The sequence below is a fragment of the Deinococcus sp. genome (genome assembly GCF_018260405.1).
Lineage (GTDB): Bacteria > Deinococcota > Deinococci > Deinococcales > Deinococcaceae > Deinococcus.
This window is the reverse complement of record NZ_JAGLBG010000068.1, coordinates 1-14,159: the sequence shown is the minus strand read 5'-3', so window position 1 is coordinate 14,159 and position 14,159 is coordinate 1. Positions and strand designations below refer to the sequence as shown.

Genomic DNA, 14,159 nt, shown 5'->3' with positions numbered 1-14,159 from the left:
GGCTTCGGGGCAGCTGAAAAAGGCCGTGCTGGGACTGGTCGCGGAAGTCAAGGGCTAGGGCTGGGGGGGCAGGACAGACAGAAACGCAGCAGCTTTAGACCTGACACAAAAACGGGTATACCCGACTAGTCCACCCAGTTTTCTAGGTTGAGGTGTCAGGTGTAAACCGCTAAGCTCCTTGTTGAGAAATGTTCCTAGTAAGTCCCTCTCTCCAAGGAGTTCACAATGACCGTCTCCCCCCAGACCCAGCTTGCCTGCGCCGAAGCCCCAGCTTCCAGCAGATTCGTCATTCCAGCCGAGACTCGCACCGCCATCTTTCTGACTGCCCTAACTCTGGTCGGCCTGCTGATCGGAGCGGCGGGCGAGTACCTGCTGCATAACAGCGTGATTCAGTGGGCAGGCTATGTCCTGGCCTTTGTCGCGGGCGGGATTCCAGCCGGGCGTGAGGCCCTGCACAGCCTGTTCGCCGAGCGCAAACTGGACGTGGACTTGCTGATGGTGGTCGCCGCGCTGGGGGCCGCCAGCATCGGGCAGGCCGCCGACGGCGCAATTTTGCTGTTTCTGTTCAGCCTGAGCAACACCCTCCAGGACTGGGCGATGGGCCGCACCAAGAACGCTATTCAGGCATTGATGGACCTGAACCCCGCCGGGGCCACCGTGCGGCGTGAAGGCCTGGAGAAGTGGTGCGAACTCGGCGAAATCCAGATTGGCGACCTGCTGGTCATCAAGCCAGGTGAGCGCGTGGCCGCCGACGCCCGCGTGGTGCAGGGCACGACCAGCGTGGACGAGTCGCCGATCACGGGGGAAAGCCGCCCCATCGACAAGGCTCCGGGCGCGGAACTGGCGTCGGGTACGGTCAACCTGAACGGCAGCGTCGAGGCCGAGGTCATCCGTCCGGCGGGCGAAAGCACCCTGGCGCGGCTGATTGGCCTGATGGAGGAAGCCCAGACCCAGAAAAGCAAGACCGAAAGTCTCACCGAGCGTTACGAAAGCCCCTACGCCATGATCGTGCTGGTGTGCGTGCCGCTGGTGTACGCGCTGCTGCATTACGGGTTCAAGTTGCCGGTGGATACCGCTTGGTACCGCGCCATGACCTTCATGGTGGTCGCCAGCCCCTGCGCCGTGGTCATCAGTACGCCCGCCGTGATGCTTTCGGCGATGGCGGCGGCGGCGCGCGGCGGGGTGCTTTTTAAGAGCAGCGCGGCGCTAGACGCCCTGGCCGGGGTAAAGACCATCGCCTTTGACAAGACCGGTACCCTGACCCAGGCCAAAATGACCCTGACGCGCACTGTCGCTGCCGATCAGCACGCGGCCCTGGCCCTGGCGGCGGGCCTCGAAGCCCACAGCGAGCACCCGATTGCCGAAGCCATCGTGAATTCGGCGCGTGAACAAGGTGTGCAGCCTGTCACTGTGTCCGGCGCACAGGCGATTCCCGGCCACGGCATTGAAGCCCGGCTGGGCAGCGGTGAACTGGCCTGGGCAGGCAACCTGCGCCTGATGCAGCGTGAGAACGCGGCGCTGACCCCCGAGCAGGACGCGGCGCTGCGCCAGCTGAACTCCGAGGGCAGCAGTAGCGTCATTATCGGCGTGGGCCAGCAGGTCGTAGGCATCATGGGGGTCGCTGACGCCCTGCGCCCCGGCATCCGCGAGGCTTTGGCCCGCATCAAGGAAAGTGGCGTGGCGCACCCGGTCATGCTGACGGGCGACAAGCACGAGGTGGCCGAGACGGTGGCCCGCGAACTGGGTCTCAGCGAGTTCCGCGCCGAACTGCTTCCCGAAGACAAGTTGCGAATCATTGGTGAGTTGCCCGGCCCGGTAGCGATGGTGGGCGACGGCGTGAATGACGCTCCCGCCCTGGCCCGCAGCGACCTGGGCATCGCCGTGGCGAGCGGCACCGACGTGGCGATTGAAAGCGCCGACGTGGTGCTGATGCAAAACGACATCGGCAAACTAGGGGGCGCGGTCAAGCTTGCCAAGGATGCCCGGCGCACTGTGTTAAGCAACCTGGCGTTCGCCTTCGGGGTCATTCTGATCGTGGCTCCGCTGGCCGTGGCAGGCAAAGTACCGCTGCCACTGGGCGTGATTGCTCACGAGGGCGGGACGGTGTTCGTGGTGTTCATGGGCCTGCGCCTGCTGCGGCACAAGTTGTAAACCTGCAAACCGATCTTGACACTACTAGCAGAGGCCGTTTCCGGTAAAAATACCGACTCCGCTCCATTCCGCCCGCTGTCAAGGCAGCGGCCAGGCCCCTTCATGGGTGCGGTCAGGCCCCATACGGGTGCCGTTCTGACCAAGAAGCCGTTTTGCCCAAGAAGGCACCGCCCTCGCCTCTGTAAGCAGCTCTACGAGTCCGTACCGCGAAATTGCGGGCCGCCGCCCGCGTGGGGCGGTTTTTTATTTCAGGTCGAGGCTCAGGCCATCAGAGGCAAAGGCCCACCCATCAGGCAACTCCAACCGCCGCACATCCACAGCGTGCGAAAGGTGAGTCAGCACGACCCGACGGGCCGCCCGCGCCCAGGGTAACGCCAGCGCCTCGCGAATGTCGTAGACGCTGCGCCTGCCCCGTTCGCAGGCCGATTCGTCGGCAAAGGACGTGCCCAGCGCCAGCAGGTCGAGATCGGTTAGCCACTCCTGCGCCACCCGAGCAGGAATGTCGAGGGCGTCAGTAACGAGCGCGGCGCGGAAGCCGGGGCAGTCCAGTCGGTAGGCGTGACTGCTGCCGTTGGCTCCGTGCGGCACCCCGAACAGCCGGATGTTGAACCCGGCAAACTGTACACCGTTGGGTGGCATCGGCAACACGGGCGAGCCTTCGCCAAAGGCGTACCCAAAGCGCTCGGCCAGGTGCGGAATGACCGGGGGCGGCGCGTAGATTGCCAGGTTTCCCCCCTCGTAGCGCTCAAAATCAAGCAGGTCGCCCAGACCCAGAATGTGGTCGTTGTGGGCGTGGGAAATCAGCACCGCGTCGGGAAGCAGCGGCCCCGACAGCCCGGCCAGTTGCGTGTGAAGGTCTACCCCGGCGTCGAGCAGCACCGTCTGACCCTCGCCGCGCAGCAGCAGGGCAGTTCGGCGGCGGCGGTTGACCCCGCCCGTCCGGGCCTCCTGACACACCGGACAGGCACACCAGAAACGCGGCACACCCTTGCTATCAGCCGTGCCCAGAAAAGTGAGTGTCATGCCTAATGCGCGAGCAGGGTGCGGGTGGCCTGGGCCAAATCACCGCTGCCTGCCAGACTGCTGCCGACCAGCACGGCATCGGCCAGTGGGCGCACGGGGGCAAGGTCGGCGGGCGTGGCGTAGCCGCTTTCGGCCACCAAGACGCCGGTAAATCCAGCCTGACGTGCCTGGGCAATAAGCCGGGGACTGACCTCCAGATCGATCTTGAGGGTGGTCAGGTCGCGGTTGTTGATGCCGATGATACGGGCGTCGGTCGCCAGGGCAAGTTCGAGTTCGCGTTCGTCGTGAACCTCGACCAGGGCGTCCAGGCCCAGCCATTCAGCCATCCGCAGGTAATCGGCCACCGCGTTTCCCAGCACGCTGACCATCAGCAGCGCCGCCGACGCGCCCCACTCGGCGGCCTCGCGCACCATCGCCGGATGCACCACGAAATCTTTGCGCAGCACCGGCAAAGTGGTGGCGGCCACGACCTGCCAAAGCGCCTCGGGGCTCCCACCAAAGTGGCGGGGTTCGGTGAGGCAACTGATAGCACTCGCCCCGCCTGTCTGGTACGCCAAAGCCGCCTGCGCCGGGTCGAGCGGCGCAATTGCGCCCTGGCTGGGACTGGCCCGCTTGACCTCGGCGATCAGCGACAGGCCCGGCCCACGCAGGGCGGCTTCGAAGCGGCGCTGCGCCGTGCGCTCTGGCCCCAGGTCAGGGTCGGCCCCGGCATAATCCCGCGCCCGCTCGGCCACGATCAGGCCCAGGACACCAGGCACATGACTGAAATCCACCACTGGAATACGGCTCATTGCTGCCAAGTATAAAAGTTTTGCGCTCTGGCAGCCCCAGACATGTTAGCCTGAAGCCATATGAGCTTCACTCCTGGCAATGGCCCCGTCCAGATTTCACCCGAACAGCTCCGGGGGCGTGTGCAGGAACTCGCCGCCAGGATTCGTGATGACCACCCGGGGCAGGTGCCTCACCTGATCTGCGTGCTTAACGGCGCCTTCATGTTCTTTACCGACTTGGTGCGGGCGCTCGACGTTCCCTGCACTGTCGATTTCCTGCAAACCAGCAGCTACGGCGACGCCAAGCAGAGCAGCGGCGAAGTGAGACTGGTCAAAGACCTTCAGTTTCCGATCAGTGACCGTCATGTGATTCTGGTGGATGACATCATCGACACCGGCATCACCATGAATTACCTGCTGCACTACCTCCAGGGGCGCGGCCCGGCCAGTCTGAAGGTTGCTGCCCTGCTCTCCAAACCCAGTCGCCGCAAGGTCGAGGTGCCGGTGCAGTACCTCGGCTTTACCATCCCCGACGCCTTTGTGTACGGCTACGGCCTGGACCGGGCACAGTACGACCGCAATCTGCCTTACATTACCAGCCAGGAGTAACCCCCTCGCCGCTTGCGCCTTGCCCGCTTTCAGAAACACGCCGGGGATAGATCGCTCTGTTCGCCGGTGCAGCCCCGAGCAGTGCACAGGCCCAGGAGATGACCTATTGCCGGTTGATTCGGCTCAAGCCCGAGTCACTCCGAGCGGACGCGAGGAGGAACAACAGACGGACTGGGCGGTGCGAAACCGCAGGCGGCGGCCTTCCCGTTCCACTTGGGGTAGAGAGACCTCATGATTCACCCTCTACCCGGCGGACGCTTAGCTGCTTGAAGTTCAGTGTGCTCAGGTCAGAAATCCAGTCTTCCGCGTGGTCCGCTAAGCTGGGCCAGCCTTTCCGGGGTCCACAGTTCGTAGTGGTACATAGGGTACTGACGCTTGAACCGCCCGACCTTATCCCACACTTCGCGCGACTCGAAGGGAATCACTAGAATCAGGCGAATGACACTGTCCTCAGCGTCATAGATGTAAAAGTCGAAATTAAAACTCTGCTCGTTGCCCTTATCGGAAAAGATCGGGAAGCTGAAGGGCCGGTAGCGCCACGCCTTGCGCTTCTCGGTCAGGATTTGAGCCGCTACCCGGCGCAGGTTGCTTTCGGAAAAGGTGAGCCGTTCACCGTCCCGGTCGACAAAAACAGTATCGGCGGGCGGCGCGTCGAGTTGCACGCGTTTGAGTTCGGGCATCGCCTTACGCGGGGGCTTGGGCGGCAGCTTGCGGCCCTCGCCCGTTTTGCGGCCACCAGACTTTGGTCCAGCAGAAGTCGAGCGGCTGACCGTGGCGCGGCCGGTCGTGGCACTGGCACTGCCATACCGCCGGGCCGCCGTAGAAGCCGAAGGGCGGCGATCACTCTCTTCAGTCCGTTCTACCGGGCGTTCAGGGCGGGGTTCGCGGACTACCTTGGTCGTGTCGCGGGTCATGCCGCCGCGTCCCTGGGCTGTCATCTTCTTTGGGGCGTGGCCGCGTGCCCCTTTAGTGGTGGCCCCTTTGTTGGTTATGGGTCGTTTAGGGCGCGTCATATGGTCTTAGCATAGCCGCCCCGGGAACCATCGGGGGCACATCAGCGCTTTTGCAGCAGGTACGCCTTGGGATAATGACCGCCACTGTAGGCCTGAAACAGTTCACGGGTGTCCCAGGCGGTTTGTTCGCGCAGCACACCCTCCAGCAGTTTGATTTCGTGGGTGATGACGCACAGGCGGCCCCGTTTGCTGGTCAGCCGGTGCATCTCGGTCAGGAAGGCCGGGTACAGCGCGGTGTTGCTGCGGTGAGACCCCACGGCGTCGCCCCACGGCAAATCGGCCATAACCAGATCGAAGCTGCGTGCGGGCAGGCCCGTTTGCAGGGCGTCGATGCGGGCCACCTCAACCTCCTTGCGGGCGGCTTTCAGGTTGGTGCGGGTACATTCGACGGCGCTTTCACTGATGTCCACACCTACCATGGCGTCATATGGCCCCATCAGGGCGCGTTCGATCAGCAGAGTGCCGCTGCCGCACATCGGATTAAAAATGCGGTCCTCGTCGCGCTGCCCGGCCAGTTTGTGGGCCGCGTAGGCAATCGTGGCGTTCAGGCCGCCGCTCATATTGCACTCGCGCCACGCCCGCGCCGAAAGGGGCCGGGGCGTCAACCGGGCCAGCACTTCCCAACCGGGGCCGTTTTCCTCGGGACGCAGACGGAGCACTAGCTCGCCCTCTGCCGGGTCGTGGGGCAGCTCCAGCCCCCGCTGAATCTCCTCGGCGAGGCGCTGCATAACCGCCGATTCCTTGCCCGCCGCACTGATGCGGAACGAGCGGTGGCCGCCGTACTCGACCACACCGCGCAGGTAACTCAGCAGTTCACCGAGTTGCTGATTGCCCAGTAGCCCGCGCGGTCGGGGCACGTCCCAGCTGTGAACCCGGTAGACCGCCACCGCTGCGCGCAGCCGGGTCAGGCGTTCGGGGTCGCCGGGATACCAGAAGCGCAGCCCATGAATGTCGCGGGCCAGAGCGACTCCGGCCAGTTCCGTTTCGGCGACCTGTTCCAGCCCGGGCAGCACTTCAAGCTCATAGAGAGAGGCAGGTTGACGGGTACGGTAATCGACCGCGGGACGCGAACTTTTGCGCCCGGAGGTGCGGGAAGAGTGAGGGCGCGGCATGACCCGGCAGTATAGCTGTAGACCGGCCCTAGCGCCTAGACTATTGATGACGAGCAAGTCGGTGTCGGTTGGAATCTGCATGATGAGAGAAGTAGTGTCGTCGGCAACAGCACGAATTCAGTCCTCCCGGCCTTCCATTGACACAAAAGGTGACATCAACTAACCGCGTCATCAATAAGTGCGGCCAGGTGTGAGTGTAGGGATGGCCCATACACCAGGCTATCCCTACACTCACACCTGGCCTACACTCGCACTGGGCCGCACCTTTTCCCATACTCGCTCTGCGGCGCAGCTCTACGAGTCCGCTCGGTTGGTCTAAAGACAAACGTATTTAGGCTCAGCACCAGCACCATTTTTTCAGCGCCGCTTTCTCAGGGGCTTGAACTCGTGGCAGTCGAGCTGCCCGCGCAGGCTGAGGGCTTCGACCACGGCGGTAGGCGGCAATTGGCCGTCGATGGCCGTGTCCTTACGAATCGGAACCACCCCCTGCGGAAGTTCTAGATTGCTTTCGCCGCGCAGCCGCATGGTGCGCTCCAGACAGCCTGCCGCCACAAGATCGAGCGTCAGGGGGTAGTCGCGTCCAGCCGTATGCAGCACCACCTGAAAAGGCGCGGGCCTGTAGCCACTCAGCACACGGTTGGCCCGCGCCTGCCCAGCATTGGCCGCTGTCATGGCCGCCAGCACCGGCAACAGTGCGGCCAGTGCCCAGACTGTCAGGGGCCGCGCGGCTCCGGCCCGCAGCAAAAAGACCACGAGGATCAATGCCGAGAGCAACGTGAGCAGGAAGAAAAAAGCGGTGCCGATCATGCGGCGTCAGTGTACTGCACTGAACTTAAAGGCACTGAACCCAGACGGGGTGTCTTGCGAGATGCCGCCAAGACCCGTACAAGACCCTTACTTGCTGGCCCGCTTCTGCGCCTCATCCAGCGCAGCCTGGGGGGTCGCCTGACCGTTGATGGCCTTACGCACTGCGTCCTCGACATAGTCGCTCCACTCGGCATACGCGGGCAGACCAGGACGGGGAACGGCGCGTTCCAGCTGAGCATGTGCGGCCCTTAACTGCGGATTCTTGGAATACCAGTCACCCAGCAGCGGGCCAACCGCGCGGCGTGGCGGTGCGTAGGCCGTGGTCTTGACCCAGTCGGCTAGGCGGGCCGGGTCCATCAGAAACTGCCAAAAGGCCAGTGCTCCGGCCTGCTGCTGCGCCGAGCTGCCCCTGGGCACGACCAGGGCGCCGCCCCCCAGCGGAACTGTGCAGGCTCCGGCCTTTTCGCAGGGAAAAGGTGCAATGCCCAGTTGCAAGAAGGGCAGCTTGCGTGCGTCGGTCCAGTTCGCCACGCTGGCCAGCACAAAAATATTCTGACCCCGGGCAAAGTCGAAGGCTCCCTTAACGGCCTCGTTCAGACCACGCGGCTGGGCCAGCTTTGCCTGAGACATCCGGGCCAGCTGTGTCAGCGCCTCTACCGCTTCGGGTCTGTTAAGGGCGGGTTCGCTTCCCTTAACCAGACTGCCCCCACGCGAAAGCACGTTGGCCTCGAAGGTCCAGGCGTCTGGCACCGCGACCAGTGGGCGCTTGCCACCAGCCGCCAGCCGCCTGCTCTGGGCCTCAAGCTCAGTCCAGGTCGCCGGAGCCTGAAGCCCGGCGCGGCGCATCGAGCCTGCGTTGTACATCAGCACCGGAACGCTTAAATTCCAGGGAAGCCCAAAGCGTTTGCCATTCAGGTCGCCCACTTTCCAGGCCGGGGCGTAGATGTCCCTGACCAGTTCGGGGCTGAGGCTATCGTCGGCCCAGGAAAGGTCGGCCAGCTCTCCCTGCGCGGCCATAGGGGCGATCTGGGTCAATTCCAGCTGTGCCAGCGCCGGAGCACTCCCCGCCTTGATCGCGGCCTGGAGGGCAGGCTGAAGATCGCGGTAACTGCCCTTGCTGACCGCCACCACCTCGTATTGAGACTGCGCCTTATTGAACTCGCTGGCATACTGGGCCACTTTGCCCTGAACGCCGTCCATCGCGTGCCAGAACTCTATTTTGATGGGGGCCGCACTGGCCGAGCCAGCCAGCAGTAAGGTCGCGGAGAGCAGGAATGAACGCATCCCTTCAAGTCTAGCCGCGTGGTATGACGCCTGAGTGATCGGGAGGTCAAGCCTTCCTCAGAACACGCGGCAGCCCCCATAGCGTGCCCTGGCATAAGCTACGGACCATGACCGCCCCAGGAACCCGCCCCCCCCAGAACGTTCTGGTCGTGGTCGCCACGGACCCCGAAGCTAAGCGCCTGCGCGATCTTCCAGTCCGGGTAGTGGTCAGCGGGGTAGGAGCGGTAGCGGCGGCCCTCGCCACCTGGCGCACCCTGAGCAGCCAGCCCCCGCAGCAGCCCTTTGAGCTGGTCGTCAGCGCCGGAATCGCCGGGGCCTACCCGGCTAGCGGTCTGGTTCCCGGCGACCTGGCCGTATCGAGCCAGATCATTCAGGCCGATCTGGGAGCCGAGGACGGCCCGCAGTTCCTGAATCTGGCCGCTTTGGGCCTCAGCGTACTGCCCACCCGCGAACAGTTCGGCAGCTTCGGGGTCTGGGAGCACAGCGGCGCACTGGCCCAGCATCTGAACGCCGCCCTAGGCCCGATGCTGACGCTGAATACGGTCACCGGAAGCAGTGAACGGGCCACGCGGCTTGAACACCGTTTTCCAGGCGCACTGACCGAAGGCATGGAAGGCGCCGGAGTCGCGCACGCCGCCCTGCTCGCCGGAATCCCAGCGCTGGAAATCCGGGGAATCAGCAATCTGGTCGGGCCGCGCGACCGTTCCAGCTGGCGTCTCCCCGAGGCCCTGAGCGCCGCTTACCGGGGAGTCGCGGAAGTGTCGGGGTTTCGGCGCACCCTTGACCTTTGAGGACACCCCCGAGAGGGGATACCGAATCGGCACTACGCCAGCCGGTAAGCCGCGTCCCGTGTTCCTTTGCCTATTCGGAGAAGCAGCCCATCATCTACCAGTTTCCGCAGTGCCCGCCACGCCTGCTGGTTGTTTAGGCCGCAGGTTTCACGCAACTGCACATTTCGCACCTGTCCCTGCTCACGGGCCAGTGCCAGCGCAATGGCGCGGACTTCGGCGGTGGTGGGGGTGTCCTGGGCGGCGACTTTGACCTGAGGCGCGTTGTTGCGGGGCAGGGGAGGCGCCGTTGGCCCCGCCGCTTTCTCCGGCAGGGGACTGGGCACGGGTTGCGGCTCCGGCACATCGGAAGTGGGACTTGGAAGGGGGGCCGTTTTACGGCCTAGTGCCACGCAGACCTCGGCTGACAGGCGGTAGGCGATGCCCCGGCCCACCCCGGCCCGCACGATCAGGCCGTGTTCCTCCATGCCGCGCAGCAGTCTGGGGGTGCGGTCCTCGGGCAGTTGCAGGGCGCGGGCCAGGTCGGCGCGGGTGGCCTCGCCCTCGCGGGCCAGTACGCTGAGCACAATCAGCATGTCCAGTGACAGGGTCTGCATCTCCTCTTGCTTGCGGGCCACAAAACGCACGAATTCGGCGTCGAAACCGGGGCTGTGCAGGGCTAGCGTCACGGCGTCGGGGTAGCTGGTGAACTCGGGCGGCTCCTTGCCGTGGCGCAGCATCAGGGAAAACATCTTGTCCACGCCCACACCTGCCTGCTCGACCAGTCCCAGCCGCGCCAGTACCCCGGCCAGCAGCGGGTTACGGCGCTTGGGCTGGTGGCGCAGAATGTTGCCCGGCGTAATGCCGCCCGTCATGCCGCCGGGGTTCATGATTTCCAGGCGGTCGGGATAGTGATGCACGTGGATCACGTCGCGCAGCGTGTAGTCGCGGTGGGTTAGGGCGTTGAGGAGCGCCTCGCGGTACACCGCTTCATCCTGATCCCAGACTTCTATACGGAACAGGCCCACCTGCACCGGCGTAAAGCGGTTGCGGGCCTGAATCAGTTCGGCCAGCCGCGTGAGCAGCGCCGGAATAGGCCGCAGCAGATTTTCGCGGAACTCGAACTCGACATCCGGGGTCTGGTGGTGGTAGTAACACACCTCGCTCTGGGGCACGTGCGCCCGCAGCGCCGCAGGGGTGCCTGCCAGCAAAATGGCTGCCAGCGTAGGCCGCAGCGCCCCGCCGCTGGGAATCAGCAGGCCCAGTTCACGCAGAAAGTCGAGGTCGGGCAGGTTGGCCGCTTCTATTCGCCGCCCCAGCGAACGCAACCGCGCGACCTCGGCGGGGTCGAGGTCGGCGAGCGAGGCGTCGGGTGGGGCCACTGCCGTGTAGTCCTGATCGGCCACCGGGTCGCTCTCGGGCGAGCTAACTGGCACCAGTTGCAGGCCGTCCCAGGCGATTACTGCGCCGTCGGGGGCAGCCAGGACATACGGCGCCTGCGGCACGAATACGGCCAGCACCCGCGCCCCACCGGGCAGGCGGTGATGCTGCACGTTAACGGTCAGCCGCCCGTGCGAAAGCTCGAAAATGGCGTGCGTGACCATCAGGGGGTGCAGTTCGCCCGCCGTGGGGCCAGCGGCGTCGTCCCCGATACGGTCTACGCCTACCAGCACGGTGCCGCCCCGCGCATTGGCGAGGCCCACGGCGTAGCGGGCCAGTTCCTCGGGCGTCACGCTGAGTGGTAGGTGCACGCAGGTCGGTCCCGCCGGGGGCAGCACGCCCAGGGGCGAGATCGCGTCGGCGGGCAGGGCGTCGGAAGTCATGAGGCGAAAGTATACCTGCTGTCAGGTTGGTTGCGGCGCGGTCTACAGTCGTGCGGCCCAAAACCGTTCGGCTTTCAGCGGCTTGATCCACACCAGAGCCACCCGCGCCCCGAGGCCGTACAGCACGGCGACCTGCCCGGTTTGCTGTCCCCAGTTGACCGCGTCGCTCAGGCGTGCCCCCAGAACAATGAGGGTGTCTTCCTGCCACTCGCCCGAACCGTTCACGCCCTCCAGAAACGGCAGGCCACGCTGAATGACGCTTGTCTTCAGGGCAGCCTGCCGCTGCTGGTTTGCGGGCCGTGAACACATTTTCCCTTCCGGATTCCAAGCCGTCACGGTGGCCCAGGCTAGACCTGTCGTGGCCCAGCTGGGCGACGTGCCACGCGTGCAGGACAGCCTGAAGCGTTCGTCTGTCAGGCCGTATTCCGCTGCGGTAAAGGCTGACCGGAGCCTGTCCCGCTGACGCTGCGCTTCCCGCCGCTCTACCGTGTCCATAAGCCTTGCAGTGTCCATAGGCCGTGCAACTCAGGGCTGGGTGACGGTCGCCTGGGTCGTCAGAATGCTTTGGTTACGCAGGCGCAGGGTCACGCTGATCTTCTCTCCAATACGGTAACTGCCGCCCAGCGCAATGCGGTAACTCGAAGAATTGCTCAGGAACAGGGTATTTTTCAGCGGAATGCTGGAGACCACGGCGCAGCGCGGCACACACTTCATCAGGCGTGAAAGCCCCGCGCCGCTCCACACCCCGGTCAACACGTCGTTGCCTGGAACATAAATTTTTCCTTCAAGCACCGCGCCGCCGTACGAAGGCCGCAGCACCAGCTTGGCGGCGGGGGCGGCCAGCACCGGGGCCTGAGTCAGAACGCTTAGCGTGGTCAGACCAGTCAAGACGCTGAGGCATAAGCCTTTCATTGGGTGCCTTCCAGTTCGGTCGGCTCCGTTTCTTCGGCTTCCCCGGCGCTGAGGTCGATGTCTACCCGCATGATTTCGCGCAGCACACTGGTGGCAAAGCTGCCTTTGGGAAGGGCAAAAGTAACGCTGTAGCCGTCTTCTTCCGGGGTTATGCTGGCGTCCGTCGGAAAAACGCGGGTCAGGCGGCGATCTCCGCGCCGCGAGACGAACGCCTGCGGGGTCAGGTCGAAACTGGCGAGGGCTTCTTGCTCCAGCACTCCGGCGTCCAGCGTCAGGGGTTTGACTTTTTTGCCGAACAGCGTTCCCGTCGCGCTGATCTCTCCCGCCTGGGCACGGGGGGTTTCGGCGGCGGCGTCCTCGACCATAAAGACCCCGCCCGTAGTGTGTTTTTTCGCCATGTCGCCGCTGACCACCGCCGTGAACAACCCGCGTTCCAGCCGCAGACTGACAAAGCGGTTGAACACGGCACTCTGCACGCTGCTGGTGAGAAAACGCCGCACGCGGGGGTCTTTCAGGCGCGACTCGCCGCGCAGCACCCGCAGGCCCTCCTCGGCGTTCAGGCCGCCCAGGCCAAAGCGCTGCGGCCCGAAATAGTTGGGCACGCCCGCCTGCACCAGTTGATCCAGAATCTCGCCCGCCCGCGCCGCCTGTCCCGCTGCGCCGCGCACGCGCACCGTGAAGCGGTTGCCGTGCAGGTGCCCCAGCCCCAGCTTGTTGCCGTGCCGGGCGGTTTGGAGCACTTCCACGTCGGGAATCTCCAGGCGGGAAAACGCGGCCTCATATCTGGCCGGAAGGCTAAGCCACTGGGTCGTGACCGCGTGGCGATCTTTCAACCCGGCGACGCCCACATCGCGGTCGCGTACCCCGGTCTGGGCGCACAGTTCACGCAGGACGTGAGCAGTGGTATGCCCGGTTTTCCGCAGCTGAACGTAAACGTGATCGCCTTCCCCGGAGGGCAGATACGCAGGGATTTCCTCGACCCGGAAGTCCTGAGGCGTACTGCGTAGCACGCCGCCCGTTCCCTCTCCGGCGACAAGGTTAGATAAGGCCGACCACTGGAACACCAAATTCACGATGCTGGCACCATAACGCCTGTTGGTGGTTCCGGAATGAGAAAGGGTTTAAGTCCCACGGGTGAGCAGAGCGGTCAGTGAATGCCTCTGGGCCGTCGTGGTCGGCTGACTGGCAGCTGAGGGAGAATTTATTTTTCTCATTATAATTTCTGTGTAAAGCATAAATTTCGGACACAATCCGGGCGGACGCGAGTAGGAACAACATACGGAGTGGGCGGTGTGGAGCCGCAGTCCGTGTAAGCATGGGCAGTTTTGGCACTTATATCCTTCTATTTTGGCGCGTCTGGTTTGCCCACTGCCAGAGAATTTGACAGAAGAGCGTCAGTCGCAGCCCCTAGAATGTCCGGCATGAAAACTGATCCTGTCGAACTGACCCTCTTTCTGGCCCAGTGCGTGGTCGACCAGCCGTCGCTGGTGCGAACCAGTATGCGCGGCAACGTGGTCATGGTGCGTGTTGGCCCGGGCGAGGAAGGCCGCCTGATCGGGCGTCAGGGCCGCGTGATCCAGGCCATCCGCACGCTGGTTCGCAGCGCCACCGACCCGCGCGAACGTCTCAACGTCGATCTGGAAGCGCCGCGCAAAGCATGACCGCGCCGGGAACTGGAACACTCGGCGACACCACGTTGATCGGGCATCTGCTGGGGCCACACGGCGTACAGGGCGGCATTAAACTGTTTGTGCTGGGCGACCCGGAGCAGCTTGAGGGCCTCGGGCGCGTGTATGTCGAGCGCCGGGGCTGGCTCAAGATTCGCCGCACCGACGAACTGGCGCCGGGGCTGGTGCTGCATCTGGCCGGGGTCGGCAGCCGCGAAGCC

At 64.5% G+C, this 14,159-nt stretch carries 14 protein-coding genes and 1 pseudogene; 5 read left to right on the top strand and 10 right to left on the bottom strand.

Annotated features, from left to right (window positions below; genetic code table 11):
* Positions 1-225: 225 nt before the first annotated feature.
* The gene (locus QZ269_RS09330) at positions 226-2,151 is read left to right on the top strand and encodes a cation-translocating P-type ATPase (protein WP_291426442.1); all 1,926 of its coding nucleotides are present in this window, start codon (positions 226-228) and stop codon (positions 2,149-2,151) included.
* A gap of 243 nt (positions 2,152-2,394) precedes the next feature.
* Here QZ269_RS09330 and QZ269_RS09325 read toward each other — a convergent pair whose 3' ends face one another.
* The gene (locus QZ269_RS09325) at positions 2,395-3,174 is read right to left on the bottom strand and encodes an MBL fold metallo-hydrolase (RefSeq protein WP_291426441.1); all 780 of its coding nucleotides are present in this window, start codon (positions 3,172-3,174) and stop codon (positions 2,395-2,397) included.
* 2 nt (positions 3,175-3,176) lie between these two features.
* Complete coding sequence (gene trpC / locus QZ269_RS09320; protein ID WP_291426440.1) at positions 3,177-3,965, bottom strand: indole-3-glycerol phosphate synthase TrpC; 789 nt, start codon at positions 3,963-3,965, stop codon at positions 3,177-3,179.
* A gap of 60 nt (positions 3,966-4,025) precedes the next feature.
* Here trpC and hpt point away from each other — a divergent pair, with 60 nt between their 5' ends.
* Complete coding sequence (hpt, locus tag QZ269_RS09315) at positions 4,026-4,553, top strand: hypoxanthine phosphoribosyltransferase (RefSeq protein ID WP_291426439.1); 528 nt, start codon at positions 4,026-4,028, stop codon at positions 4,551-4,553.
* A 287-nt stretch (positions 4,554-4,840) separates the two neighbouring features.
* Here the strand turns inward: hpt and QZ269_RS09310 are convergent, their stop codons facing one another.
* The 4 genes from QZ269_RS09310 to QZ269_RS09295 all read right to left on the bottom strand — a co-directional run bounded on the left by QZ269_RS09310 (position 4,841) and on the right by QZ269_RS09295 (position 8,769).
* Positions 4,841-5,566, bottom strand: a complete 726-nt coding sequence (locus QZ269_RS09310; protein WP_291426438.1) for a hypothetical protein — start codon at positions 5,564-5,566, stop codon at positions 4,841-4,843.
* 41 nt (positions 5,567-5,607) lie between these two features.
* Positions 5,608-6,678, bottom strand: a complete 1,071-nt coding sequence (locus tag QZ269_RS09305) for a methyltransferase domain-containing protein (RefSeq protein WP_291426437.1) — start codon at positions 6,676-6,678, stop codon at positions 5,608-5,610.
* Between the two features lie 357 nt (positions 6,679-7,035).
* Positions 7,036-7,485: a hypothetical protein gene (locus QZ269_RS09300; protein ID WP_291426436.1), complete on the bottom strand. Its 450-nt coding sequence runs from the start codon at positions 7,483-7,485 to the stop codon at positions 7,036-7,038.
* An 87-nt stretch (positions 7,486-7,572) separates the two neighbouring features.
* The gene (locus QZ269_RS09295; protein WP_291426435.1) at positions 7,573-8,769 is read right to left on the bottom strand and encodes an ABC transporter substrate-binding protein; all 1,197 of its coding nucleotides are present in this window, start codon (positions 8,767-8,769) and stop codon (positions 7,573-7,575) included.
* A 107-nt stretch (positions 8,770-8,876) separates the two neighbouring features.
* On the opposite strand from QZ269_RS09295, the gene mqnB reads away from it, so the two are divergent.
* A complete protein-coding gene (gene mqnB, locus QZ269_RS09290; RefSeq protein WP_291426434.1) occupies positions 8,877-9,560 on the top strand; it encodes a futalosine hydrolase in 684 nt (227 codons plus the stop codon).
* A 32-nt stretch (positions 9,561-9,592) separates the two neighbouring features.
* On the opposite strand, the gene QZ269_RS09285 is transcribed toward mqnB, so the two are convergent.
* From QZ269_RS09285 to truD, 4 genes are read right to left on the bottom strand one after another with little or no spacing between them, the layout of a single operon-like run.
* Positions 9,593-11,359: a helix-turn-helix domain-containing protein gene (locus QZ269_RS09285; RefSeq protein WP_291426433.1), complete on the bottom strand. Its 1,767-nt coding sequence runs from the start codon at positions 11,357-11,359 to the stop codon at positions 9,593-9,595.
* A gap of 42 nt (positions 11,360-11,401) precedes the next feature.
* Entirely contained in the window at positions 11,402-11,872 is a 471-nt protein-coding gene (locus QZ269_RS09280; RefSeq protein ID WP_291426432.1) for a DUF3293 domain-containing protein, read from the bottom strand.
* A 12-nt stretch (positions 11,873-11,884) separates the two neighbouring features.
* Positions 11,885-12,247: a hypothetical protein gene (locus tag QZ269_RS09275; protein WP_291426431.1), complete on the bottom strand. Its 363-nt coding sequence runs from the start codon at positions 12,245-12,247 to the stop codon at positions 11,885-11,887.
* A 20-nt stretch (positions 12,248-12,267) separates the two neighbouring features.
* Positions 12,268-13,344, bottom strand: a complete 1,077-nt coding sequence (truD, locus tag QZ269_RS09270) for a tRNA pseudouridine(13) synthase TruD (RefSeq protein ID WP_291426430.1) — start codon at positions 13,342-13,344, stop codon at positions 12,268-12,270.
* A gap of 339 nt (positions 13,345-13,683) precedes the next feature.
* On the opposite strand from truD, the gene QZ269_RS09265 reads away from it, so the two are divergent.
* Together QZ269_RS09265 and QZ269_RS09260 are read left to right on the top strand one after the other, a co-directional pair.
* A complete protein-coding gene (locus QZ269_RS09265) occupies positions 13,684-13,932 on the top strand; it encodes a KH domain-containing protein (RefSeq protein WP_367272263.1) in 249 nt (82 codons plus the stop codon).
* Positions 13,929-14,159: pseudogene (locus QZ269_RS09260) on the top strand (ribosome maturation factor RimM); the annotation flags it as partial. The gene QZ269_RS09265 and the pseudogene QZ269_RS09260, both read left to right, overlap by 4 nt.